Genomic DNA, 24258 nt, shown 5'->3' on the forward strand with positions numbered 1-24258 from the left:
TTTATTAGAGTGTGTTTTGACCTTTGACACAATTTATTTTACATACCCGCCTGTCACGCCTTCAATACCTAAAAACTCACCTTGCAGGGCTACTTGGGCTGCTGCTAGCACTTGATTTCCCATGACGATAGTTTCTACTAGTCGTGTAATGATTTCTGCCACCCCTACTGGAGTTTTCTCACCCGAGCAATGAGTGATAAACGGTTTAATGAAAGTTCTCAGAGCAGCACTAAAGCTAGCGGTCTTGCGATAAGCTGCTAGTGTTCCTTCTTGAGCTAGAATTTCCATGATGTTTATTAGAGCAGTCTTCTTATCGGGGTCATCCGAACGCTTCAACCCTTGAAGTTTTGCCAGACCCTCTCTTGAATTGAAGCCGTAGGCACTGACGGTACTCCAACAAGGAACCATAGACATCCCGTGTTCTCCTAACACAAACCCCTGGACATTCTGACGACGAATCCCTAATTCCGTGGCAATTTCTCTCCTGAAGCGCAAAGTATCTAGAAAAGCTCCCATTCCAATAACTCTAGAACGAGGATGATGCTGACTAAAAATGTGAACTCCAAGTTCAACAGGATTAGTGATTACTAAAACAATTTCCTCTCCATGGGCTTTTGATTCGAGTGCTTGTGCGTAAGTTTTCAGGATCGGAAAATTGATCTTGGCTAGTTCCAAACGATCTGGCGTACGATTTAACAAGTGAGCTGGCTTGGCACTGACAGTTTGACCAGCAGCGACAATAATGATATCAGCTCTCACTTCTGTCGGCTCGAAGACTACTTCAATCTCTGGGATAATTTCAGCATAGGCATCTGATAAATCTGATGCCAAAGCCGGAAGTATGCGCTCGCTAGCCCCACCCCATCTTCCCACAAGTTGAAGTCGAGACGAAAAGGAGGTTACGTGTTCTTGTACTAACGAAATAGCTATTTGGCGACCAATAGTACCGCTAGCACCAATAATAGCAATGTCCATATCAACCCCCTAACCTCTAAGAAGCTCTCTCAATTTCTAGTAGGACTAAATGCGTCCGGGCGGGGGAGAAGAATCTGTATTATTCGACAGCACCCAACGCCAAAATAGAATGAAAAATATCATGAAACCCAAAAAAATAATAGCTTTCAACATAGTTTTAAACACCAGTCACGGTGATGAGAACTCAACTTATACCTCTCTCACTCCACACTGAATCTTCAAACCATAAGTATTTTTTTCTGGCAAACTCAGAAAAAATTCGTTTTTTAATAACTAATTATGTTTTTATTTTAATTAATAATTTATTGACATGAATGATAAGTTTTATAAGGAGAATAAACGCTCTTTTAATTGTTCTAGTTCCTCATCAACAACAATCGCCCTACCTTTGATACTTCTCTTGTTCTATTTGAGAATATTTATCTTGTTTCTTTTCCTCAACCAACTGCAATAACTCTCGTAAAGACTCATCCTTCTCAATCTCAACCTCAACAATCTGCTCGATAGTGCGATCGCGCCTATCCTCCATTCCCAATAACTGACTGGTACTACCCCTACCGTACTTATAAGCAATCCTCGTTACTTCTCTTTGCTGCTCTAAAGTCTCTAGTTGAGAAGTTAGTAACTCATGTTTGCGGTTGGCAGCATCAATATCTAAAAGTAGGTTAAGCACTTCATCTTCAATTTTCCCCTTCTCTTCTTCCTGCTGTCGCTCTAGTTCCGCTTTAGCTGCCAATAAGTCTGCGGTTCTAATTTCTAGATTGGCGATCGCTAGATTATCCCTCTGCATACCACCACCACCAAAGAGATTTTGAATGATATCAACGGGATTGGTGGTGATATAGTTAGTCCACTTCTTCTTGCTGGTGTAGTCGATACGATCTTCCGTCACCGCTAGTTTCTGTTCGATGAGAGCGATTCTTTCTGCTGTCTGCTGGAGTTTATTGGAATTGGCGATCGCTCCTTTGGTTAGTTGTTCTACGCATTCATTACTGCTGTTGAGACAGGGCAGTTCAATTGTTGGTTTTAACTCCTGACTTCTGACTCCTGACTTCTGACTTCTGCCTTCCGACCATGAGGGTAACTTCGGCTGTGAGGCTGCCATCTGAGGATTGACCGAGCCAATTAACGCGGCGTACAGTACCAGCATAGGGAGATTTAACAACGGATAAGGTAGCGATCGCATTCTCGATATCATTTAGTTTCTCCTGTAGCTGTGTCACTTGAAATTCTCTGTCTGTAAGTCTTTGTTCGTATTCTGCTAGTTGTCTTTGGTAGTTAAGACGAGCCTGATTCATTTCTTCTACGCGACGGGCGGAATTAATCGAAGCTTGGTACTCTTGGTATTTCCTGCTGTCTTTAGCACTCTGCATTTTGCCCATCGCTAGCTGGTAATCTCTGACTGCTGCGGTGTGCTGCTGTTTTAGCTGCTTCAGTTTGGCTTGTTCGTGTTCGAGGATAATCGGATCGAGGTTTTTGACTCCTTTTAAATAGGTAATTTCTTCCTGTTTGAGTTCAAGTTCCGATTCAACCTGTGCGATCGCTGCCTTGGTTTTTTCTACTGCTGCTTCATGTTCGAGATAACTAACTGGCGGTAGTGCCATCACCGTCGGTACTGCTTGAGGTGTAGCTGGTGGCGTGATAGAAGCTGCGCCTATTCGGTCGAGAGATAGCTGTAATTGTTTCTGTTGGTTGGTTAGTCTATTTCGTTCTCGTTCGCGATCGGCAATGATTTCACCTTGAGTTACTTCCTCACCTTCAGAGATTTTGAGATCATCTGGTTCTGAAACTTTGACGGTAATTTTTAGCCTCTTGGGTCTGGTGGTCGCTTCCTGTGTCTGGGTAGCTGTTGCCCAACTAGGTAGGGGAAAGAAGTTAGTAAAAGTTAGAGATATTGCGATCGCTGCTGTGACTAGTCCATAGACAACTAACTTGCTAACCCTCTTCATCAATATCGAACCTCATATCAGTGGGACTTTCTGTAGTTTTATTGTTCCCATGTAGTTAAGGTTTTTGAGCAGGGTTGGCTTATATTCAATGCGTTCTGAGTTTGAGCGGGGCGATCGCTATGCATCAAAACACTACATCATATATTTTCTCTTTTTACTATCTGTATATTAAAATCCTCTTCTTCGGTGGGAGGTTGAAAATAACTATTTACTTGATGAAAAACTTCTTCGGTATCAAAATCAGCGCGACTTGGATTAATTTTTTTACGCTGTTCGATCTGCTTTAAACAGAGTTCGTCACTTACTTCGAGATAATATAATTTGTGCGGTATTTCATACTCGGAAAATACCTCTTTAAACCAAGCTCGTTGATTACGAGTATTACCTGGAAAATCCATGATTACGGAAATACCAGAATTTAAGAGATTTTGGATGTGATTCTTTAATAAAGGCTTGAGACGGGATGAATATTTTAGATAATCGTTAAATACTTTAATTTCCTCTGGGTAAACAGCCGACAACCATTCATCTTCAGACAATAGTATGGCATCATATTCATTCGCTAGTTCGATTGCTTTTGTCGATTTACCAGAACCCATCTTGCCACAAAAGAAGATTAGCGTTCCTTGTTTACTCATCGCTCTCAGCCTTCTTCGCTACGATAAATACTGCTTTATTTTTGTCTGGTTGCCATTGGTAATCAATCGCAAAACCAGCATCAGTCAGACTTGTTACTAATTCTTTCACCGTAAAAACCTTGACTAAAGGGAAAACTCCCAAAAATCTGCCGATAGGTGCGATGAGTTTAAACCAACCCATATTATCTCCCAGACAGACTGTACTGGTAACGAAAATTCCCCCTGGTTTGAGCATTCGATAAACTTTGGCGATCGCTTGTTCTCGATCTTCTAACAAGTGTAAAATACTCAGTCCTAACACCGCATCATAGGTGCAATCTTCCACCTCTAATTCTTCGATGGTTAATTGTTCAAAAGTTACATTATTAATACCTTGGGCTTCTGCCTTACCTTTAGCAATTTTAATCATTTCTGATGAGATATCGATCGCCCTCAGATGCCTAACGAAAGGTGCGTGAATAATGGCAGTCCCTCCCGTACTGCATCCAAACTCCAACACCGACCAGTCTGGTTTAAAGTAACCTTGGGTAACTTGCAATTTTTTCTGATACGATGCCTCGTCAGCAATAGGTTGCTTTGAATATTTATCGGCAATTTTGTCCCAAAATTTAGTAGAAGTAGTCATGTAAACTTTCTCCATTTCATAGATGATTGATTCATTACTTATGCCTAAATCCCGATCCCAAGGCGTTATGCTTTGTTTGACTGTGAAGCGTAATTATTTTTTAAATACAACCAGCAGAATCAAAACACTCAATAGTAAAACCTCAGTAGCCAGCAAACTATTAAGCACTTGAGCGTCTTCTGGCTTAAGGATAAAGCGCGATCGCAATAGAGTATAAGGTAAAATTTGCAGCAGTAAAATACCGCCAAACAATAACCAAATCGACCATGCTAATCCTCGCCACAGCGCAATCGCGGTTACTAGATCGAAAATTAACAAGATGATATCTAGCGATCGCCATAGAAGAGGTGTGTCAGTCCAAGGTGTTCCAGTCAGTCCGAGAATATTACCCACATGAACCGTTGCGCCGTAGAGTAAAGCAATCGCAATTATTTTGGTATAAAATACCGTCCAAGGTTGCTGTAATGCTGAAAGTAAATATTTGTGAGTTGAGGTAAAGTTCATTTCCTGCATCTTCTTTTTTTCTCCTGTTGTTGAGGTTATAACTACCAGTACATAATCAAAGGAATTTCTGGTCGAAAATCTACAATCTTTTTGGTAGAGCGATCGTTTAATACCATTTCTATTAAATGCTCCTTACCATATTGAATCGAAAGTCTGTCCGCTCGATCTACAGTTTCAAGGACTTCATTGCGATCTGCTGATGGTATATGAATGCAGACATTGCTAATAGCAAAAGAACTATTGATTTTACCTTTGTTGACTGAAGATTTGGGTAGAGAAAAGGGAACATAAATGCAGAGGGGTTCGGATATGTTCGGGGAATTTGCCCCAACGTGAAATGCTTTTGGTGGAGCGAAATAGGTGGGTTGATAACTCCAACCGTCAAACGGCATTTCTGAAGTTTCTAAATTAACACCGTCTTTTTGCCGTAAAATAACGCCAAATGGTGACGCAGCAGGGTTTGTATCTCTTTCTGGCAACAGCAAATCTCGACCAGCACCATTTTTCGCTTCTGCTAGATTGCGAATCCAGATAAACTCCAACATTCCATTACTGAAAAAAAAGCGACGATTAGAAGTACCTTGACCTGGATGTATATTTCGAGTCCCTTCCTCAAACCCTTTGGCAATTAGTAAATCTGCTACTTTAGCTTCTGGCTTTACCAGAATGAAAACATGGTCTAGTTCTAAATTCATAGCTCATTCTTCTCGAATTTATCAAGAGCGATCGCTGTATATTTCTTACCTTGAACTTTTAAATCCGATACAAACAAAGCTCGTGAGGCGAGTTAGTCCCATTGGAAAGGGAAAAAACTGTAAATTAGTTAATCCTGCTTCACACATCAATTCTGAAAGTTCTGTTTCAGCAAAACAACGATTGCCCCAATGCCACTGAATCAACCTGCCTAGCAATTTAGGCTGAGTAACAGCAAGGATTAATGGTGCTTCTGGACGTAAAACTCTTACTATTTCCTTTAACCCCTGTTCTGGATTAGGCAAGTGTTCGAGTACGTGGGCACTGATGACCCCATCGAAGCATTCGTCTGCAAATGGCAACCTCCTTACGTCACTTTGACAGATTTGATGACTAACGTTTGTTTGTCTGAGTTTTTGGTGGGCAATTTTTAGCATCTGAGGTGAAATATCAACTCCAGTAATGTGCGCTTTGGGAGCGATCGCTTGAGCAAATGCCAAGCTAAATGCTGCCGTGCCAATTCCACAATCGCAAATCGCTAAATTATCTTGCCAGTGAGGTACAAGATCGGCATCTTTCAGCGATTTCCACAGCTGACGATAGGCATGGCAATACCCTAAAAGTCTAAGATGCTCGTGCCACTGGAGAGCAGCCTTATCGTAGGTTTGAGACAGTTGCGCGACCGTAGGATAAACTCGTTGAAGAGAGACTCGCCACCATCCGATTGTCCATTCCATTGCTTTCATAATTTTTAGTTTGTGATATTCAATTCTCAATTTAGGAAAATCATTAATGTTCAATGTTCGACTATTTACTCTGGCTGCATTTAATTGTTAGTTGGGAATTCGTCTGTACGGTTCTTTAGAATCTTTGGATCGAATGAGTCAGCAACTTCCAGGCAGTGCCGTATTATTGTTTGCAGTGTTGATGGAGATAGCGATTTCAATGGTTTTGCTTTCTCGAACTCGTTGATTTAATTAAACGGTTTCTTCATTTCTCGCATCTGAGGCATGTCTATAAAAATCATGCTTCCTGACTGGTTGAGTAGTACTTGGAAGCTGGATTCCGCCACCGCCATGCTGACCAAATGATGGAGAACAGCGCGGTAATTTCGATGACCATGTGAAAGGTATCGTCCAGATCGGTTGTGCCATTTTTGATTTCAAATGAGAGGGTAATCACAGCGGCAATGATATTAGCCCAACGATTGGCACCATAGGGCAGTAGCCGAGAGAGGAGAACCATGGAAATCGGCACTTCAGCGACGAAACCACCCAACAGCAACAGATGCTCTGTTATTGGAGTCCCATTGAATGTCTCGGTCATCAATTGTTCAATGAAGCCAGGCTCAATAAATTCATGGATATCCCGAAATATCGTATTGAGTAAGAAAAACATCCACAGAGTGGATAGCTTAGCTTTCGTTTCCATTGCCAGTATTTGTTTCTGCAAATTCATGTTTTTTCTCCTTTGTCAAAATTTTCTGTTCGTTCGGGTTGGGTTGGCATGACCGAAACCAGCGGCAGTCCCAAATCACGCACCGACTAGTAGCAAGCCATACAGGGCAACCCGAGCGACTATTGGATCGGACAGCAGCGTTTCACCGTTGTCCTTGAGTGCGATACGCGGAGCGTGATGCCTTTGGCATATCGCAGTGCTAGTTTGTAGACAGCAAGTTCAGATCTACTTCTCGCTTGCGGATGGGAAATTGAATTTCCGTTACAAAGTCTGAATCTCCTGGATGTTTGGGTAATTCCAGAAAAACTAACCGCACGGGACCTGCAAAAGCATAATGATTGGCTTCAACCCACTCACCGAGCGCATTATGCCCTAGAAGTCTGGCACAGCAGTCTGTTGGCGGAATCAAGGTTGCCATTGTTGCTCCAGGTAGCGATCGCGTATCTAGAGTCAAACCGTCATAGGTAGTTATGGGAGCATGATTAGTTTTATGTAGCAACCGTCCCGCTTCAAGATCGGTGCGATCGCTCGTTATACCATCCCCATGTACAACAATGGTCATCGCTCCATAGGTACTATTATTGTCGCCAGAAAGAGCATGAATCAAAGACCCAAAAAGTTCTTCTGCTGAATCATCGGTTGGTAAGACTTTGCGTAGTCCGATTAGTCTTTGTTGGGGGACTTCTTTAACGATTACATCTTTTACTAAGCTATCGCGATCCTGAATTTGCTTGAGACGGGATTCAATAGTACGAATACATTTAAGTTCTGATAATACCTGCTGTTCCAACTCCGCTTTTTTCAGAGATAACATTCCCTGTATTTCTGTAGGAGAAATATCATCGTGGACAAACCTTTGAATTTGATTTAACGATATTCCCAGATCTTTTAATGCCAGAATGCGGTTAAGTTCTGACAGTTGACTCGCGCTATAGTAACGATGTCCGCTAGCGCGATCTATTTTGACAGGTTGGAACAAACCAATCTCATCGTAGTAACGCAGCAATCGTTTAGAAACCTGAGCAATTCTGGCGTATTCCCCAATACTGTACATGGTGTTTTCGTTATTTCTACTTCTCTGTACCTTTAAAATAGGGGGTGACGTAACGTGAAGTTCAAGCAAGATGCAAAATTTCTTTACAATAAACTTTTAAATGCCCATAGCGGAGATAGTAGAACAAGCCAAGCAATTATTGAAAAAAACAGATCGATTAATTATCGATATTGCTTTGGAATGTGGTTTTAGTAGTCATAGCCATTTGAGCAAACAATTGCGACAGATTACTGGTATTACACCGAAAGCTTATAGATTAAGGTAGATATACCTTTTGGGTTTTTTGAATTTATTAGTTTTTATCGTTTGGTTCGGATACAACAATCTTTGTCTCTACAGTCCCGATCGCATACTGCTCTCTCAATAGCGCGATCGCCCGTTCCAAACTACAATAACTAAACTTAATCCTACTCCCACTCAGAGAAGCTGTAACCATTTGATTTGGCTCGATCGCTATCTTCACATCTTCGGGAAAATCTATAATCAGTTCTCCATTTAAATAGATATCAGCATCGGGATAAGCCGCACGTAATTCTTCTAATGGAGCTACAGCATCTTCATCATTAAAGGTAAGATTTATTATTTTAGTCGTGGCAGTTTCCCCAACGGCGGTTGTAACTTTGCTAGTAATTATCTGCTCTCCAGTTTTATAAACCCCTTTGCCATCAGTAACTACAAACTTTCTACCCTCGTTGCCAAGAATTAAATATTTACCATCGGCACTAGTGCGATCGCTCGACCAGAAACCTTGAATATTCGCATAGACTTTGTTAGTACTAGCATTCTCGTTATAGACTTTGATAATGCCGTCTCTCAAACCAAGATTCTGACTGACTTTCTGAGTTATACCCCCACCATTAGCCAAGTAGATTCCCAAACACAGAAGGGCGATGGCGATACCTAAAACCCATAATTCTCCAGCACCACCAGTCTTAAGTCTCCGTCGGGGATTACTAACACTAATTACCCAAGCTGGTTCTGGGTAAAACAACTGCACTCCCTGTTTGGTAAATGTGTCTGAGAAACAGGCTAAAAGATGACCCAACGGTAGGGCGATAAATGCCAAGGTTTTTAAGCGCAAAAAGTAACCCCCTAGTAAACTAAGAAGGGCGATCGCTCCTGTTGCTAAGAGTGAATGAGTAATACTTCTATGGGGAAATCTGTCTTCTATCCAACTGCTAATGGGAAAGAAGATTTTACCGATGGTGCTAGTAGTGGTGTCGATGTCAGGGATTTGTGAGCCAATGATGGCTAGTCCCAAGGGTAAAGGTTCGGCAGTTCCAAGGATTAGGGATGTTCCAGCTACTGCGATCGCGGCGTGGGTAATACTCATCATTGTTTAATCACCACTCCTGTAAAGTCAGTTGTTATATGAAGGTATTGACGATTTAAAGTTTTTGGATGATAACGATGGCGAAATGTATGAATTACTCTATCGTTTTCTAATTTGCTGCCCATGTACTGCCAGATTTCACCCTGATTTTCACATACACGATCGCCTTCTCGTGAAGCTAATTCAGACCAAATAACCTCCCACAAATAAGGCATTTCAGATTTATCGAGCCACATTGCTGTCATTGTCCTAATCTCTTCCTCGCCCCTCTCACGCTTCCTAACTGCTTCAACGCCATACCTGTAACCAAACAAACACCACCAGTAATATACAACCCTTTATTCCCAGTTCCCATCCCCACAAACCGCACGATACCAAAAGCCATCAGTGCAGCAATGATTATGGGCATAATCACCACGTATTGAGTATGTTCGGGTTTATCTTGCTTGATTCCCAAAGCTTCATTCTTGATAATCTTCCTCGCCAGCATTGGGTTACGTCCAGCTAGAGGTTGCAGTTCTGCTAGGCGAGATTTACTTATCTGTAGCCCCTGTTTCTGAGCTTCTGCTGCCATCACCTCTCTAATATGGCGATCGCTCGGCAATTCTAACTCAATTTCTAGCATATCGAGGAAGATATCTTTACCAGGATTGGCGACGGCAAAACAAACTACTCTCGCACCAGCAGCAATCATATCCTCCAACCAGTATCTAATCGAGGTAGTTAATCTCTTAGCTTCGGGGAAAATAAGTAAAGTATCTTCACCACTGTTTTCTAGTATTTCTTCTTTGAGAGCATCTACAGTCATCGGCTTATCTCGCTCGTCTTCTGTCGGACAATCTAACTGCATGGCGATTGCGATAAAGAACTTTTTCAAACTTCCTTTATAGGTAGCGATCGCACTTTGATATTCATTACTCATTTCCTCATGAACGGCTACAGCCAGATCGGTTTTACCCGTACCAGCTTCACCCAAAACAATTATCGAATTACCAGCAGCGATCGCACTACATACCTTATTAAAGGTATCGTCATCTCTGTAACTTACCCTTGCGCCTGGGCTTTTTGCTGGCGGTGTTGGGCTAGAAGCTGCTTGGCAATCTCTGCTGGCGTAAACTTTGGGTTAGCCACCTCACGGGCAATGTTTACTTTTTCTTGTAAGTCTGGGGACAAGTCATCAAAACTCATTTGAGAAGCTAACTGAATCTTAATCAGGTCGTTCATTGCCATACCACGAGCGGCTAATTCTTCTGCTTCTCTGACCAGATCGAAATTAATTTTGTCTGTAGGTTTTTGGCGATTAATGTATATATCTTCTTCAGGTTCGTTATTATTAGAAACTATTTCATTACTATCATCAACTCTAACAATTGAACTACTATCAAATCCCTGACGCTTTCCTGTTTCATTAACGTGATTTCTTAAAGCTCTAATTGCATCTGCTTGTTCGTTTGTGAGATATACCTTACCCTCAGAATCTTTCTCTGGAGCGATCTCTAGATAGTTTAGGTCTTTGTAGTAGGCATCTTTTTTAATACCTAGTTCTTCCATCCGCTCGTCGGGACGGATGATGTTATTAGGTGCAGAATTCTGGGTCATGGTGCCGAAATACCTTAAAAAAACTTTTTTTCTATGTACATAATATGGACGAGGCAAATAAATTTTTATGATTCACGTCACAGAATTCGCTACCGAACCCCAGAATAGCCCCGAAAGGACATGATTATTTTTGTATGACTACAAACTATAGATGATGCGATTGTCAATTTCGAGTATCGATCGCAGCATAATTTTTAGCTGGCGGTCTGAGGTAGATGTGAGTTAAAGGGATAAAACCCTTAATTTAGCAACGTTTAACATAAATTTTGTCAAACTCATTTTTCAGTCAATCTTCAGTATTCAAACAAGTATTGCCTTGGTCATTTGTTTACTTATTCAATCAAATATTTACTGCCATGTTTTATTACTCAATCAAGTAAAGCTGTTATTTTTTAAGTATTAATTTAATTACAAATTCATTTAAGTAATGCAATAATGCAGTGAGTTATGCAGTAATTACGTAAATGCTGTTTATGGGACAGGTCATATCGTTAGTGAATCAAAAAGGCGGGGTGTCCAAGTCCACTACCTCCGTACATTTAGCTTATTGGCTGATAAGGAAAAAGAAACAAAAGACATTGTTAATTGATGCCGACAGTCAACGGTCGAGTTCGCTATGGGTCGAAGGGATGGAAGATGTTGAGATTCCAGTAAAGGTAATTGGTACTCCCGATGACTTGTTAGAGCAAATACCAGAACTAGCGTGCCGTTATGACTATGCAGTTGTACGATGGACCTGCTAGTTTATCTGAAGCTACCAGAGCGATTTTGTTCAGGTCGGATTTGGCTTTTATTCCCGTACAGCCTACTGGAGTGGATCTGCGTTCGGCTTCTGATGCTATGCGTTTGGTCAAACAGGCTCAGTCAGTTAGAGGAGGACTACCTAAAGCGGTGATGTTTCTCAGTCGGGCAGTCAAAGGAACGAAATTAAAGGATGAAGCGATCGCGCTACTGGCTAAGAATCCAGGAGCAACTTTACTCGATACGGTAATCCATCAAAAGCAGGCGATCGCCGACACATCAGGTCAGTCGGCAACGGTCTGGGACTTACCTGGACGACCAGCCAGTGAGTCGGCATCCGAATACGAGAAATTGTTTATTGAAATGCTCAAACAACTACCATGACCAAAAAACCAAGAAAGTCACTCGATGATTCTCTAGCCAACGAATTTGTCTACGGCAGCGACAAACCTCAAACGGGAGCAGCACCAACACCAGACGTTGAGTTAGAAACAGAGGAAGCAACTCCTACACCACCCATAGAAGAACAGCCAGTTACAGAGAAACCAAAAAAGGAATCAAGTTTAATGCAAAAACTACAGGTAGAAGCCAAAGAAGGAACTAAACGTTTTACCATCGATCTGAGAGAGTCAGTTCACCGCAAGCTCTCGATCTTGGCTGCCAAAACTGGTAGGAGTAAAGCCGATATCGTCAGGATGTTACTTGATGATGCACTTGAGAATATAAATGAGTAATTATTTAATGCAGTAATTATTTAAGTAACGCAGTTAATAAGCATTTACATATGGTCGAAACAAGCAACAAACCTCACTTCAACGATCCTTTTAACTTAAATCGTTTTATCAGCGCACAAGAAGGAGTATGCGATCGCGCTTTGGCAGAGTTAAAAAATGGTCGTAAGCGTTCCCATTGGATGTGGTACATATTTCCGCAGCTTGATGGATTAGCCCATAGTACAACTTCAAAATATTACGCCATCAAGAGTCGAGAAGAAGTGAGCGCCTATCTGAATCATCCCGTTCTCGGTGCGCGATTAAGAGAATGTGCAGAAGCAGTTCTTGATGTAGAAGGAAAAACAGTTTCACAAATCTTTGGCTACCCTGACGATCTCAAGCTTAAATCTTCAATGACGCTATTTTCCGAAGTGGCAGCAGAGCCTATATTTATCCGTGTTATCAATAAGTATTTTCAAGGCGAACGAGATGAGAAGACACTCCAACTATTAAACAAGCTCAAGTAATAAATAATTAAGCAATGCAGTAATTAATGCAGTAAATATTTAAGTACTTAATAAAGCCATGATTAATAATAATGATTTTGATTTAGAAGACGAACTCGAATATCCAGAAGAACTATATCCTGTACTAGAGCTATCAGACAGTATCTTGGAACTCACTGAAAAACTAGAACTAATCAGAGGAAAATTAGACGATTTCGAGCAAAGATATCTGGAAGCTGACGAGGAACTACGGGAATGTGAAGGTTACGAGATTCCTAGTTCGACAAAACTTGAGCGTTGGCAAGCTGCAATAGAAGAGATGAGCAATCGCATCGAGTTTTTAGGCGATCCGCTCTAATTCTCCTAAATTCTTCAACCAATATTATTCCTCAAACCACATAGTAGCAACTTTTCGATGTCGGCATGAAGCTACTTGTTAAATTCTTCTGTGGCACGACCTGACATATTTTCTTTAAGATGTTGGTCATGTCGCCGTTCGCGAGCTATTAATTCTCTGGCTTGCTCGTCGGTTATTTCGTTTTTTATATGAGCTTTAACTTCTTCGACGGTACGACCTAAGATATTTTCTTTCAAATGTTCCCTATGCTGTCTTTCTTTTGCCATCAATTTCCGAGTTTCATCTTGAGTAGACATAATTCGTGCTGCTGGATTAACTAAAGAACAACTATAAGATCATGTTATGCGATTTTGATGAATAGAGAGGTTAAAAGTAGTTAAAGATACAGAAAATAACAATTTTTCTGTATACCCATCGGCTTGGACTCTAAAATCAAACAGAACATTAACACTTAGACAAGTGCGATTGGCTCTGCCAGTGCGCGGAGCGCAATCGCGCCTAGTTCCGTAGACCACGACTGCTAAGAGAGAATTAAAAATGGAATTTCAGGACACCAGTTCGATTGAAAAGTACCACGCCCATGTCTATTTCGATGAATCGACCGTAGAGCCAGCCAAAGCTTTATGTGAGGAAGCTGGTAAAAGATTTGGGGTAACGGTTGGTCGGATGCACCACAGAGCGATCGGTCCTCATCCCTGCTGGAGTTGTCAGTTAGCTTTTAATCGTAGCCAACATACAGATTTATTGACTTGGCTGGCATTAAACAGAAACGGTCTGACAATTTTGATTCATCCTCTATCTGGTAATGACCTAAAAGACCATACCGCTTATGCTTCATGGATGGGAGAACCACAGGCTTTAAAGCTGGATGTGTTTAAATAGTAAATGGCAAATTCTGACTTAATGCGATCGCTCAATCTTCAGTTTCCTCTTTACTCTTTCCTGTCATAGCAAGAATCGCTAAAAATCCCATAGCAATTTTTTGTCCTACTGGAAAAATAATCGCGACAAATCCTAATAACAAACTGAGGATAAAAAGCCAAATTAAATTAAGGGCAGAAACTTGAAAAGCTATAACTAAAGCTACGAAGACAGTAAAAATTATTAGAGATGTAATTGCAGGTGGAACAATACTACCGCCATTTAGTGCCATATTTCTTAAGGAAAGCACTTGCCAAACGACCCAAAGCAAAGCAGTTGCTAAAACTATATTTTCGGTGATCTCCATGACTTTTTCTCTACTAGCGATAGCTAAGTAGTATTTTGCCAAATAAAAGCCAAGATAAAACTAAATTTATTCCAACAATTATGAAACCGCGCTGCTACACTAACTATTGAGTTTGAGGTTAGAACAAACGTTTCATGACATCACCTGCCACTACCACACCTCTATCTACACTAACTGGAGTTATTGAGAGAATCACCTTTCACTCCGAAGAGTCGGGATATACAGTAGCGCGGTTGAACACGGACAATGTCAAACAGTTAATTACCGTCGTCGGCAGCTTCGCCAATCTTCAGGCAGGACAGACCCTAAAGCTACAGGGCACTTGGAAGGAACACCCTCAATATGGTTCGCAGTTTGAGGTAGTCAAGTATAAAGAAACCAAACCAGCAACGCTGACAGGAATTGAGAAATATTTGGGTAGTGGGTTGATTAAGGGAGTGGGACCCGTAACAGCTAAAAGAATAGTCAAGCACTTTGGGCTGGATACATTAGACATCATCGAGAACCAAATCCACCGTCTGAGTGAAGTTCCAGGTATTGCTAAAAAGCGCATCGCCATGATTCAAAGTACCTGGGAGGAACAGAAATCGATTAAAGAGGTGATGATCTTCCTCTCCAGTCATGGTGTCTCTACTACTTATGCCGTGAAAATATATAAGCAGTATGGGGATAGTGCGATCGCTACAGTCACGACCAATCCCTATCAACTGGCGATCGATATCTTCGGCATTGGCTTTCTCACTGCCGATAAGATTGCGGTCAAAGTAGGCGTGTCGCCCTGGTCTAAGTTTCGCTATCGTGCTGGTGTTCTCCATGTTCTGAGTAAAGCATCGGAAGACGGACACTGTTATTTACCAGAAAGTCAGATTATTCCCTTCGCTAAAGAGTTACTGACGACAGACGAACACCAAGCAGAAGAGAGTGCGATCGCACTTATTCTCTCAGAGATGGTGAGAGAGGACCAACTAATTAAAGAAGTAGACGAAGAAATCCTTTACTACAAACCAAGTTTCTATCACTCCGAACAGCATCTAGCCAAACTTTTAAAGCAGAAGCTAGAAACCAAACATGATGTAGATAGCGATCGCGTCAAAAGCTGGATCGATCGCTTTACCAAATCTCGCAACATCATCTTATCCTCTCAACAATACCAAGCTGTAGAAACGGCAGCGAGAGAAAGAGTGCTGATTCTAACTGGTGGTCCTGGCACTGGTAAAACCTTTTCAGTTAACACCATCGTCAAGCTCTGGAAAGCAATGGGTAAAAAGATTGTAGCAGGTGCGCCCACTGGTAGGGCAGCTAAAAGACTAACAGAGATGACGGGAATTGAGGCTAAGACTTTACACCGTTTGCTTGAATTCGACCCCAGTATCATGAACTTTAAACGCGATGCCGATAATCCTTTAGAGTGCGATGCCCTAGTAGTGGATGAATGCAGCATGGCCGATCTATTTATGGCTCACTCGCTGCTTAAAGCCATACCTAAAAATGCTTTGCTACTGATGGTGGGCGACATCGATCAACTACCCAGTGTTGGTCCTGGCAATGTCCTCAGAGATTTAATCGCTTCCCAACAAATCCCCGTCGTCCGTCTAACTCAGGTGTTCAGACAGGCTGCCGAAAGTGCGATCGTTAGAACTGCTCATCAAATTAACAACGGTCGCATACCCAAACTAGAACCAGTAGCGATGAAGGCTACTGCTGACTGTCTCTGGCATTCGGGAGGCACAGAACCAGAACATGGCGTACAGACTATCTGCGATCTCATCGAACACTACATTCCCAAAGCTGGTTTCAATGCTGCTACTGATGTTCAGGTATTGTGTCCCATGACTAGAGGTTTGGTGGGGACTCGTAACTTAAACAAGGTGCTACAACAGTTAATCAATCCTCCCGCCGAAGGTAAAGCCGAGTTAGTTAGAGGAGATAGTATTCTCAGGACGGGCGATCGCGTTATGCAGCTAAAGAACGACTACAACAAAGAAGTGTTTAATGGGGATTTGGGAATAGTCAGGGCAATTGATAAAACCGAGAAGGAAGTCACTATCAATTTCGATGGCAGGGATGTAACTTATGACTATGCCGACCTGAATGAAATTACTTTAGCTTGGGCGACAAGCATCCATAAATCTCAAGGAAGTGAATATCCTGTAGTTATCCTACCTCTGTATACCCAACACTACGTCATGCTCTCACGTAACTTGTTTTACACGGGATTAACTAGAGCTAAGAAGCTGGCGTTGATTGTGGGTTCGGAGAAGGCGATCGCCATAGCAGTCAAACAAGTCAAGCAGCAGCAAAGATATACAAGGTTGAAGAAAAGGTTAGTTACCGCTACTGCAAAGAGAAAAGATGAAAGTTACCACGCTCGAGCGCCAATATCCCTAAATGAACCTAAAATTTACAGGTATCTATAGCCAACCGAAGGTAGCCTAAATTTAGTAGAAATTAACATTCAACCATCATGATAACTGGCAGAATTCCCGAAATTACTATTAAGTTTACTGAGAAACCCGACTTACCCACTGAGGGAAAAAAAGTAACTTTAGGTTCTGTTGACACAATTAACGCAACCAAATTAAAGCCGAAGCAAATTCGGCAAATCCCAAATAACATTCGTCAGTTTTGTCAAAACGGCTGAAAACGCGACGATAGTATTTAAGTTTGTTAAAAAAGCACTCAACTAGATGTCGCTCCTTGTACAGATGTGAATCGTAATCTCTAGGGTTGAGGCGACCAGAACGAGGCGGAATCACGCCTTGAGCACCAGTTTCCTCAATCAAGACCACAAAAGCATCACAATCATAGCCTTTATCGGCAATTACCTGTTGAGCTCGATAACCAGCCACCAATGCCTCTCCTTGACTGATATCGGCGGTTTGCCCTGGAGTCAGAAGCAACCGCAGCGGATTGCCCAACGCATCTACCACAGCATGTAACTTGGTACTAAATCCGCCACAAGAACCTCCTAAAGAGTGTTTTTCTGACCCCCTTTTGCTCCTGCTGCACAGGGATGAGCACGAATCATGGTGCTATCGGGAATTAAACTTTCTAAGTCAGCAGAGTGGGACATTTCTTGCAAGAGACGATGCCAAACTCCCTTCTGACACCAACGCCGATATCGTTTGTAGAGGCTGTTCCAGTTGCCAAAACGTTTGGGTAATTCACGCCATTGAGCACCTGTGCGAGTAATCCAGAGAACCGCATTCAGAAAACGACGACAAGCTTTGGGGTCTTTGATACGGATGTCTTGTTGGTGGCTCAGAACAACGAAAATTTGCTGCCAAGCAGAATCGTCCAACTTAACACGAGATTTCATGAAGAATTTTTTGACTAAAATCAGCAACTTCAGGTACTTTCTCATCTTTGCCTCTTTACGTCAACAGAACCTAGAGATTCAAGGAGAAAACAACGTTATCGTCAAAGCCGAAGTTAACCGCAAAACTTTGAAAAAACAGGTAGCTAAGATGGATGAATATGAGGAATGGGTGGGTGCCCTCTCTGGAAAGATTAAAAGCGTTTCTACCGATGGGGTAATTGAACTGGAAGGGGCAGGATTACAGGTGTTTGAGAAGAAGAAAAAGGAAGAAGCCAAGCCCGACAATCAATCAACGGCTGCTTGAGAATTGGTGAACAACTCGTGATCGCCTGTGGTCGAGAATCGGGCGATCGCACGTGTTAGATTAATAGATATCAAGGGAGACAAGGGAGACAAGGGAGATGGTACGAGAACCTAGAAGAGATGAACCGCTCTACAGTTGCATCGTTTCAGTTGAAAGCGTGACTGGCAATCAAGATGAAGAACTAACAACTTTTGCTACGTCTGCATCTGCAGCCTCTAGCCAAGCCGAACAAATGCTAGCAGATAACTATGGCTGTAATAACGAGCAAATTAAGAAGTTAATCCAGCTAGCTAGAATTGAATATTTATCTCCCTGGTGTTCTCAGGGGTAAAAGTCGGAGTTAGTTGCAAGAGCCAAAGCGCTCGCTCGGCTCTCTCTTGCCCGTGTTCTACCAGATTACCCACAGCATTTGGTTGAAGTGGCAATCGATTTAACGCTTTTGAAGAATAATTTGGTAACTATTTTTGATTTTCTTCAGAGGAAACTGCACGAAAGAAGCTTCACCCGTCAGTTGCCAGTCAAACAAATAAATTAAATGAGAAGCAAATATCTTCGTAATTATCATAGCCATCTGCGCTCCCAAGCAGGCGTGTACGCCACCACCAAAAGGAATAAACTCGTACATCTTTCCTTCATTTCGAGGAGAGAGAAAACGCTCTGGCTCAAACAGCTCTGGATGGTGAAAGTGTTCTGGCATGATGTGTGCCAATCGTGGTTCGGCAATAATAGTACAGCCCTTAGCGTAAAGCATTCCATCTAGGATTACGGATTTGGTCAGACGACGACGAGCTGTAGAGCTAGGAGGCAAGGTTCGCAAAGTCTCTTTAATTACTGCTTCTAAAAAGCTCATTTGCTTCAACTGCTCCGCTGAAAAGCTCTTCGAGTTACTTGGTTCATCCACTATCTTTGCCTGCTTAGACCTTAATTTAGCCAAGAGCTGGGGGAATTTTCCTAGCTGATAGATTAAAGAAGATACAAGTCCAGAAATTTCATAGTGAGATGCCCAGAGCTGCAACAGACATTGGTTTTCCATCAGAGCATCACTGAAAATTCCGTCGGGGTTTTGCTGTTGACTAGCCAGCATCATCGAGAGGAAATCGGCTTTGGGGTCAATTTCTTCCTGGGATGCTCGCCGTTTCTGAATAACTGCTCGCATAAACGAGAGCAATTTTTCCCTTGCCTTCAATCCTCTGCCGTAGGCTGTTAAAGGAGATTTCCATTTTAATAAGCCATAGAAACCATCAAAATAAGTTTTGTAAAGAGATTTTAGTTCATGAGAGCTCGATCGAGGCAATCCCTCAAAATTTTTGGGGTTAGCCTCATCTAAGTTAACTCCTAACAACAAAGGAACGAGTATCTCAAAACTAATTTTCTCGACTGCTGGATAGAGTGCAATTTTTCCATTAGCCCAATTACTCATACCATTGATAATGGTTTCATTAATCCGAGGTATGTATCCTGACAACATCTGACCAGTAAGTCCAGGCTTTAAGGCACTTTTCCGTTCTCTGTGTAAATCGGGCCGTTGAAACAGACTGTATTCGCCAAACATCTCCATCGTGGTGTCTGGTAAGGCAATTTCGGTATATTTCGAGTCTCCATTAAAGACCATTTGAATTGCCCTAGATGAACCAACAAAGATGGTCGTACCGCCAAAAACATCTGTGTTAAAAATCGCTCCGTACTTCTCTAAGTTTCGCTGACAAAATCGTTCGGGATTAGCAATGTAATTAAATGTGTCATACCACTTTCCTCGTCTTGGTGGCGTAGTTGTTCCTGCTAATGGAGCTTGTTCATCCGAGATAATTGTTATTTCACCCTTTTGCTGCTCCATACAATTTCACCTCACCAATCTTGCCAACTTGAATTAAATAAGATTCTGATTTACCCCTTCACTCCCAACACTACCAATATTTCCCTCACTGGCAATTTCTCCGCCTCCATCTTCTCTACCCTTGCTAGTAAACGCTTGGGAATATAACGTGACTTTTTCGTCAGGCGATCGCCTTCCCGCCACTCCTCATAATGATACCAATACTGCTGGTACTCCTTCCCACATCGCTTTATAGGTTTGCACTGAATCCAACCGCTACCCTTACCTTTATCTCTGCGTTTTTTACTAGTGGGTGTAATTTTCCTAGGGTTTTTGACAGAAGCGTCCATCACTTTTTCACTACCAAAATCATCAGGGCGATCGCTCTTTGTGTCAGAACTTTTCCTAGGGCTTTTCTCTTTACCCACTAGTAAAACCAGGATGTCACTAACTGGAAACTTGAGTGATTCTGCCTCTTCGACCCTAGTTAGTAACCTTTTGGGAATGTACTTAGTCCGCTTTTTACCGTTCTCTTGCCAGTGATAATAAGCTTCCGTATACTCTTTACCGTTCTTAGTTACGGTTCGGTAATATACGGAACCGTTCCCTTGTCCTCTTTTTCGTCTTACTTTCCTAGGGCTGTTTGTACTGGGGGTTAAGTTTTTCCTAGGGTTATTCTCAGTTTGTCCGACACTTGCACTAAAGTTTGGATAGACAAACAGCTTAGAGACAGAGATTGTTTCATCACCTACATTTACAAGAAAGCGATCGCCTAAATATTTCTGAATAATTCCTTTGAGTTCGGTTCGCTTGGGCTGTTTGATAACGCAGGGGATGGAAAAAGGTTTGTCATTTGATAAATGCTCGACATCATATTTAAGCCCTAGGAATTTTTCTCCCCCCAGTAATTTCTGAGAGGTAGAGGACTCTTCGCAGAGCGATCGCTGCTTGTCCTGGTGTAACGGTTCTTCCTGCCAGGTATCTGGCTCTGATTCTGCCTGGGGTGTTGCTTGGCTCAGTGTATTCGTCTGATTGGAGTTTGGTTGACTTAGATCCTCGAACCAACTCGACGGAAAGCCCATTGTTAAGGCGATCGCCTGTGTTCCTAACTGTGAACCATTGGGAATTAACCCGTTGTCTTTGAACCATTTCTCGCATTTGGTTTGACCAGCGGGTCTGCTGGTAGAGGATACGTTGCTCGTCAGGGTAGGAAACGATAAACAGTCTGAGTCTCTGATGACCCGCTCCAAGCTCTGCTGCCGAGACATACTCAATTTCCGTTGAATATCCTGCCAAGCTGAGTCCGCCAAGAATAGCTCGAAGTCCTCGTCTGATAATTCCTTCAGGTTGCTCGATAACACAGAAGCGGGGTTGAGCTTCAATAAGGCATCTAAGTCCCTCTCGCCAAAGAGATGAAGCTGGATGCTGGAGTCCTGTCCTAGTTCCTGCGTTGCTCGTGCCCGTGCAGGGGAATCCCATTGTAATGAGGTCGAATGCTCCTGGTTCTGGCTGGTAGTCCCTGATGTCGGAATGGATGGGAATGTTTGGGAAGTGCGATCGCAAGACTGTTTGTGCATCGGGATTGATTTCCACAAACTGAGTTGTTCGTATACCTCCGAGTTTCTTGGCTGCGAGGGAGAATCCGCCGATTCCGCTGAAGAGATCGAGGTGTCTGAGCATGGCTCGTAGTCTCCATTAATAGGACAGTTCATAAGGAAAACCCTCCTTGTCCTTATTTATAAAATTCCCGTCGAATTACAGTAATCGCAACTCAGAAAGGCGATGCCACAGAATTTCTCCACCCCTCATGCCTCGGCGTTCCTGCCAACGGACATCAGCTCCCGCCTTACTAAATCCAACAATAGTGCCGTGCCAGTTATAGGACTTATTATTTGGATTGTTGTTAGCTACGCGAGAACCTATTTCAAGAGATGGAGAAGCAGGAGAAGCAGTTAGAGAAGCAGTTGGAGAAGCTGTAAGCCTCTCTGTGTCTAGTGGAGAAGCAAGAGAAGCAGTTGAAGCTACTTCGTTGGGATTTTGAGAAGAAATTGCTGTTTCTTTGTTTGGCGAGCGGTGTGTGTCAGGTGCGCTACGCGCTGAGTGTGGGATGATGTGGCGGTCAATCTGTGAGAGTACTGAAACCAACTGCTGTTTTTCGACGACGGATAATTCTCGTGTCATTTTTAAAATCTCCGCCAACCTAGAGGAAATTGCTTCTCTTGCTTCTCCTTGGCTCTGTGTCAAGGTTCTAGCTTCTCCGATTGCTTCTCTTTTGCTTCTCCAATAGCAATGTCACTCAAATAGAATTGACCTTTACGCTCAACCCCTTCACTAGCATCGTTGTTTTTAAACTTCTTGATTTTGGGAAATAATTCGGCAAACCTTTGATAAACTTGGTTTGAGGCTTTGACATTTTTATCTCCGCGTCGAGGCTGGTCATGCCAAATAACTTTCTGTTTCCCACCGTCATTGATAATTTCTAAAGTACCGTTGGCGATATACCATTCCCTTAGCCTTTCCCAGAGGTCATTAATATAAATTCTTCCTCCCGTTCGATACTCCAATCCCACATCGCGAGCGAACGCCCAAAGGTGGTTGGTTTCGTTTTGAATGTCCTGTAATGCCTCTTCGGTGCAACTGTAATCAATCCCATCTACGGCTAAAGTAGCCAGAGCATCTAACATTTTATTGAGCAGGGCAGGACAAACTTTCTCTTTGAGGAAAGCAGGGTCGTAGCGGAAACGACTGTCAGCTTCAATTTCTCCTTTGGTTGGGTCTGCACCAATTTTGTAAGTTTTGTTAAAGCTCAGTACCGCCCAGCGAGACTTCATTGCTTCTAATGCTGCTTTGAGGTTGGGAACTTCGTTGATGTTGAACAAGAAAACTGTAGATAACATCATTGGACGTTCGTCAACACCTTTGCGTTCTAAATCCAGTGGTTCGCCAGTAATAGCAGCCTTGAGGGATTGTAAGCGATCGAGGTTGTCAAAGTTGCTGTTTTCGGAACTCCAGTTGAGACGCGCTCCTTCTAACTTAGATAAACAGAACCAAATACACTGAATGAGTTTGATTTTCTAGCCATTGTTTTTATTTCTTTGAATTTACGTCTAATTTCGTGGATAAAGTTTGAGTGTGGGGGTGTCATGGGCGCGTTTTTTTTCTCTCACCGAGTTCAGAGTTTTTCGTTTTCCTTACTTCAGGAGGGAAACGGACAGCTTAAAGTGCGCCTGCAAGTGACGCACTCGCGTCCTCAAAAATTCACTGTGTCGCACACATGACGAATCAATTTATGCTGTTGCTAGGTGTAACGGACTGAAATTATAATCACTTCGACCCGAAATTATCGGTGTTTTCAGCCCACATTAAATGAAACTATAATTTCGCTTCGACCCAGATTATCCGAAACTGAGACCAGATTAACTGAAACTAAACTGAAATTATAACTTTCGACCCACAATAATTGAAACTATAATTTTACAAAGGAATACCAATCTTGAGCATTTGGTCTCTTATATCTTGAGTGCGTCCTGGTGGTAGTTGACCGTGTAAAAACGAACGCACCTCCGTTGTCCTGACATTCAACAATTCTGCTAAGGCTTTAGCATTGTAACCGTGGCGAATCAAGCTAGGTTCGAGGTCATCTAATCCCACAGCCAGAACTGACTCAATGATTTCCGTGGTCACTGGTTTAACTCCCAACCGATACGCCTGCTCAAATGCCAGAGACAAATACTGCTCGATTTGTAGCGGTGTAGATAAACGCTCTCCCAGAAAAGAAATGGCATCTTCTGTTAATAAATCTGTAGGTTGAAGTTTGTTTTTCGTCGCTTTGGAAAGAACCCACTGAATATACTCTTCTTGATGACCCCGAATTCCCTCAAGGGCAAAGACATTAGCTCGACCGCCAATTTCTTCTAAGGTTGGTCTTCTGAGATCATTTTTAAGTTTGGGATGTCCTGCCAAAACTACACTGAGTTTTCCGCCATTGTGACGCACCAATTCAATCAACCTTTTGAGACCGATTAAGGTGCGATGGTGCAATCCGTGAGCATCGTCAACAAATAACACTACAGTTCGCTGACACTTTTTAATTAATTCCAGCAGCCTTCGTTCTCTTTTTTCGGGTTGGGTGGGTACTTTGAAATCTTTTTCGGTTGATAAATCGTAAAACAAAGCTGTAATTAGAGTAGATAGGCTAACTCGGTCGGATTCTACAGCTAAAGAACGAGAAACGAGGATCTCCTTGGCTTTGCCTAAATCTGCTATCAAACGTTGTAAAAAGGTAGTCTTACCAGAACCAACTATGCCAGAAAGAGCAATTAATCTTCCCTGAGTAATAATTTTGCTAATTTCTTGTTCCAAATGAGTTTGAGCTTCGGTAGCAAAAAACCCTAGATGGTCTAATTCTTGCTCCAAACCAAAGAAATTCATGACCTCGCTGAACATAA

30 protein-coding genes and 2 pseudogenes are annotated in these 24258 nt (G+C 42.3%); 9 read left to right on the forward strand and 23 right to left on the reverse strand.

Annotated features, from left to right (window positions below; translation table 11 throughout):
• Positions 1 to 33: 33 nt before the first annotated feature.
• The 10 genes from ACLFKQ_RS23360 to ACLFKQ_RS23405 all read right to left on the reverse strand — a co-directional run bounded on the left by ACLFKQ_RS23360 (position 34) and on the right by ACLFKQ_RS23405 (position 7896).
• On the reverse strand, positions 34 to 975 hold the full coding sequence (locus tag ACLFKQ_RS23360) for a lactate/malate family dehydrogenase (RefSeq protein WP_449002104.1): 942 nt from the start codon (positions 973 to 975) through the stop codon (positions 34 to 36).
• Between the two features lie 382 nt (positions 976 to 1357).
• Positions 1358 to 2080 carry a TolC family protein gene (locus tag ACLFKQ_RS23365; protein ID WP_449002105.1) on the reverse strand — a complete coding sequence of 241 codons (723 nt, stop codon included), beginning with the start codon at positions 2078 to 2080 and terminating at the stop codon, positions 1358 to 1360.
• Positions 1989 to 2924 carry a hypothetical protein gene (locus ACLFKQ_RS23370; protein ID WP_449002106.1) on the reverse strand — a complete coding sequence of 312 codons (936 nt, stop codon included), beginning with the start codon at positions 2922 to 2924 and terminating at the stop codon, positions 1989 to 1991. The genes ACLFKQ_RS23365 and ACLFKQ_RS23370 overlap by 92 nt, the downstream gene beginning before the upstream one ends.
• 137 nt (positions 2925 to 3061) lie before the next feature.
• Complete coding sequence (locus ACLFKQ_RS23375; RefSeq protein WP_449002107.1) at positions 3062 to 3562, reverse strand: AAA family ATPase; 501 nt, start codon at positions 3560 to 3562, stop codon at positions 3062 to 3064.
• Entirely contained in the window at positions 3555 to 4187 is a 633-nt protein-coding gene (locus ACLFKQ_RS23380; RefSeq protein WP_449002108.1) for a class I SAM-dependent methyltransferase, read from the reverse strand. The genes ACLFKQ_RS23375 and ACLFKQ_RS23380 overlap by 8 nt, the downstream gene beginning before the upstream one ends.
• 93 nt (positions 4188 to 4280) lie before the next feature.
• Positions 4281 to 4691, reverse strand: coding sequence for a hypothetical protein (locus ACLFKQ_RS23385; protein WP_449002109.1), 411 nt, complete (start codon positions 4689 to 4691; stop codon positions 4281 to 4283).
• A gap of 41 nt (positions 4692 to 4732) precedes the next feature.
• The gene (locus ACLFKQ_RS23390; protein ID WP_449002110.1) at positions 4733 to 5386 is read right to left on the reverse strand and encodes a hypothetical protein; all 654 of its coding nucleotides are present in this window, start codon (positions 5384 to 5386) and stop codon (positions 4733 to 4735) included.
• A gap of 45 nt (positions 5387 to 5431) precedes the next feature.
• A complete protein-coding gene (locus ACLFKQ_RS23395) occupies positions 5432 to 6130 on the reverse strand; it encodes a class I SAM-dependent methyltransferase (RefSeq protein WP_449002111.1) in 699 nt (232 codons plus the stop codon).
• Between the two features lie 277 nt (positions 6131 to 6407).
• Positions 6408 to 6842, reverse strand: a complete 435-nt coding sequence (locus tag ACLFKQ_RS23400) for a DUF6326 family protein (protein ID WP_449002112.1) — start codon at positions 6840 to 6842, stop codon at positions 6408 to 6410.
• 199 nt (positions 6843 to 7041) lie between these two features.
• Positions 7042 to 7896, reverse strand: a complete 855-nt coding sequence (locus ACLFKQ_RS23405) for a MerR family transcriptional regulator (protein WP_449002113.1) — start codon at positions 7894 to 7896, stop codon at positions 7042 to 7044.
• Positions 7897 to 8014: 118 nt separating this feature from the next.
• On the opposite strand from ACLFKQ_RS23405, the pseudogene ACLFKQ_RS23410 reads away from it, so the two are divergent.
• A pseudogene (locus ACLFKQ_RS23410) lies at positions 8015 to 8161 on the forward strand (helix-turn-helix domain-containing protein); the annotation flags it as partial.
• 27 nt (positions 8162 to 8188) lie between these two features.
• Here ACLFKQ_RS23410 and ACLFKQ_RS23415 read toward each other — a convergent pair.
• The 4 genes from ACLFKQ_RS23415 to ACLFKQ_RS23430 all read right to left on the reverse strand — a co-directional run bounded on the left by ACLFKQ_RS23415 (position 8189) and on the right by ACLFKQ_RS23430 (position 10828).
• Entirely contained in the window at positions 8189 to 9232 is a 1044-nt protein-coding gene (locus ACLFKQ_RS23415; RefSeq protein ID WP_449002114.1) for a metal-dependent hydrolase, read from the reverse strand.
• The gene (locus ACLFKQ_RS23420; RefSeq protein WP_449002115.1) at positions 9229 to 9474 is read right to left on the reverse strand and encodes a hypothetical protein; all 246 of its coding nucleotides are present in this window, start codon (positions 9472 to 9474) and stop codon (positions 9229 to 9231) included. The genes ACLFKQ_RS23415 and ACLFKQ_RS23420 overlap by 4 nt, the downstream gene beginning before the upstream one ends.
• Positions 9471 to 10151: a hypothetical protein gene (locus ACLFKQ_RS23425; protein ID WP_449002244.1), complete on the reverse strand. Its 681-nt coding sequence runs from the start codon at positions 10149 to 10151 to the stop codon at positions 9471 to 9473. Before ACLFKQ_RS23425 ends, ACLFKQ_RS23420 begins: the two co-directional genes overlap by 4 nt.
• A gap of 122 nt (positions 10152 to 10273) precedes the next feature.
• Positions 10274 to 10828 (reverse strand): hypothetical protein, encoded by a 555-nt coding sequence (locus ACLFKQ_RS23430; RefSeq protein ID WP_449002116.1) that lies wholly within the window; start codon positions 10826 to 10828, stop codon positions 10274 to 10276.
• A gap of 473 nt (positions 10829 to 11301) precedes the next feature.
• Here ACLFKQ_RS23430 and ACLFKQ_RS23435 point away from each other — a divergent pair.
• From ACLFKQ_RS23435 to ACLFKQ_RS23450, 4 genes and pseudogenes are all read left to right on the forward strand, one after another.
• A pseudogene (locus ACLFKQ_RS23435) lies at positions 11302 to 11953 on the forward strand (AAA family ATPase).
• Positions 11950 to 12303 carry a CopG family transcriptional regulator gene (locus ACLFKQ_RS23440; RefSeq protein WP_449002117.1) on the forward strand — a complete coding sequence of 118 codons (354 nt, stop codon included), beginning with the start codon at positions 11950 to 11952 and terminating at the stop codon, positions 12301 to 12303. Before ACLFKQ_RS23435 ends, ACLFKQ_RS23440 begins: the two are co-directional and overlap by 4 nt.
• A gap of 50 nt (positions 12304 to 12353) precedes the next feature.
• The gene (locus tag ACLFKQ_RS23445; protein WP_449002118.1) at positions 12354 to 12809 is read left to right on the forward strand and encodes a DUF1810 domain-containing protein; all 456 of its coding nucleotides are present in this window, start codon (positions 12354 to 12356) and stop codon (positions 12807 to 12809) included.
• A gap of 58 nt (positions 12810 to 12867) precedes the next feature.
• Positions 12868 to 13146, forward strand: coding sequence for a hypothetical protein (locus tag ACLFKQ_RS23450; RefSeq protein WP_449002119.1), 279 nt, complete (start codon positions 12868 to 12870; stop codon positions 13144 to 13146).
• Between the two features lie 71 nt (positions 13147 to 13217).
• On the opposite strand, the gene ACLFKQ_RS23455 is transcribed toward ACLFKQ_RS23450, so the two are convergent.
• Positions 13218 to 13442 (reverse strand): hypothetical protein, encoded by a 225-nt coding sequence (locus tag ACLFKQ_RS23455; protein WP_449002120.1) that lies wholly within the window; start codon positions 13440 to 13442, stop codon positions 13218 to 13220.
• A gap of 241 nt (positions 13443 to 13683) precedes the next feature.
• On the opposite strand from ACLFKQ_RS23455, the gene ACLFKQ_RS23460 reads away from it, so the two are divergent.
• Positions 13684 to 14028: a DOPA 4,5-dioxygenase family protein gene (locus ACLFKQ_RS23460; protein ID WP_449002121.1), complete on the forward strand. Its 345-nt coding sequence runs from the start codon at positions 13684 to 13686 to the stop codon at positions 14026 to 14028.
• Positions 14029 to 14059: 31 nt separating this feature from the next.
• Here ACLFKQ_RS23460 and ACLFKQ_RS23465 read toward each other — a convergent pair whose 3' ends face one another.
• A complete protein-coding gene (locus ACLFKQ_RS23465; protein ID WP_449002122.1) occupies positions 14060 to 14416 on the reverse strand; it encodes a hypothetical protein in 357 nt (118 codons plus the stop codon).
• Positions 14417 to 14508: 92 nt separating this feature from the next.
• Here ACLFKQ_RS23465 and recD2 point away from each other — a divergent pair, with 92 nt between their 5' ends.
• Positions 14509 to 16791, forward strand: coding sequence for an SF1B family DNA helicase RecD2 (gene recD2 / locus ACLFKQ_RS23470; protein WP_449002123.1), 2283 nt, complete (start codon positions 14509 to 14511; stop codon positions 16789 to 16791).
• Positions 16792 to 16938: 147 nt separating this feature from the next.
• On the opposite strand, the gene ACLFKQ_RS23475 is transcribed toward recD2, so the two are convergent.
• Positions 16939 to 17693, reverse strand: a protein-coding gene (locus tag ACLFKQ_RS23475) for an IS5 family transposase (RefSeq protein WP_448998612.1) whose coding sequence is annotated in 2 segments (ribosomal slippage) — positions 16939 to 17370 and positions 17373 to 17693 — 753 coding nt in all. Because the reading frame shifts where the segments join, the coding sequence is not laid out codon by codon here.
• On the opposite strand from ACLFKQ_RS23475, the gene ACLFKQ_RS23480 reads away from it, so the two are divergent.
• Both ACLFKQ_RS23480 and ACLFKQ_RS23485 read left to right on the forward strand, forming a co-directional pair.
• Positions 17692 to 17997 (forward strand): hypothetical protein, encoded by a 306-nt coding sequence (locus tag ACLFKQ_RS23480; RefSeq protein ID WP_449002124.1) that lies wholly within the window; start codon positions 17692 to 17694, stop codon positions 17995 to 17997. The genes ACLFKQ_RS23475 and ACLFKQ_RS23480 overlap by 2 nt on opposite strands.
• 97 nt (positions 17998 to 18094) lie before the next feature.
• Positions 18095 to 18328: a hypothetical protein gene (locus ACLFKQ_RS23485; protein WP_449002125.1), complete on the forward strand. Its 234-nt coding sequence runs from the start codon at positions 18095 to 18097 to the stop codon at positions 18326 to 18328.
• A gap of 99 nt (positions 18329 to 18427) precedes the next feature.
• Here ACLFKQ_RS23485 and ACLFKQ_RS23490 read toward each other — a convergent pair whose 3' ends face one another.
• The 6 genes from ACLFKQ_RS23490 to ACLFKQ_RS23515 form a co-directional block, all read right to left on the reverse strand.
• A complete protein-coding gene (locus ACLFKQ_RS23490; RefSeq protein WP_449002126.1) occupies positions 18428 to 19831 on the reverse strand; it encodes a cytochrome P450 in 1404 nt (467 codons plus the stop codon).
• Between the two features lie 50 nt (positions 19832 to 19881).
• Positions 19882 to 20715 (reverse strand): hypothetical protein, encoded by an 834-nt coding sequence (locus ACLFKQ_RS23495; RefSeq protein ID WP_449002245.1) that lies wholly within the window; start codon positions 20713 to 20715, stop codon positions 19882 to 19884.
• Positions 20687 to 21490, reverse strand: coding sequence for a DNA cytosine methyltransferase (locus tag ACLFKQ_RS23500; RefSeq protein WP_449002127.1), 804 nt, complete (start codon positions 21488 to 21490; stop codon positions 20687 to 20689). Before ACLFKQ_RS23500 ends, ACLFKQ_RS23495 begins: the two co-directional genes overlap by 29 nt.
• 75 nt (positions 21491 to 21565) lie before the next feature.
• Positions 21566 to 22054, reverse strand: a complete 489-nt coding sequence (locus ACLFKQ_RS23505; protein WP_449002128.1) for a hypothetical protein — start codon at positions 22052 to 22054, stop codon at positions 21566 to 21568.
• Positions 22051 to 22710 carry a hypothetical protein gene (locus tag ACLFKQ_RS23510; RefSeq protein ID WP_449002129.1) on the reverse strand — a complete coding sequence of 220 codons (660 nt, stop codon included), beginning with the start codon at positions 22708 to 22710 and terminating at the stop codon, positions 22051 to 22053. The genes ACLFKQ_RS23505 and ACLFKQ_RS23510 overlap by 4 nt, the downstream gene beginning before the upstream one ends.
• Before the next feature lie 574 nt (positions 22711 to 23284).
• Positions 23285 to 24256 (reverse strand): AAA family ATPase, encoded by a 972-nt coding sequence (locus ACLFKQ_RS23515; RefSeq protein ID WP_449002130.1) that lies wholly within the window; start codon positions 24254 to 24256, stop codon positions 23285 to 23287.
• Between the last annotated feature and the right edge of the window lie 2 nt (positions 24257 to 24258).

This window comes from Myxosarcina sp. GI1(2024), assembly GCF_053543375.1.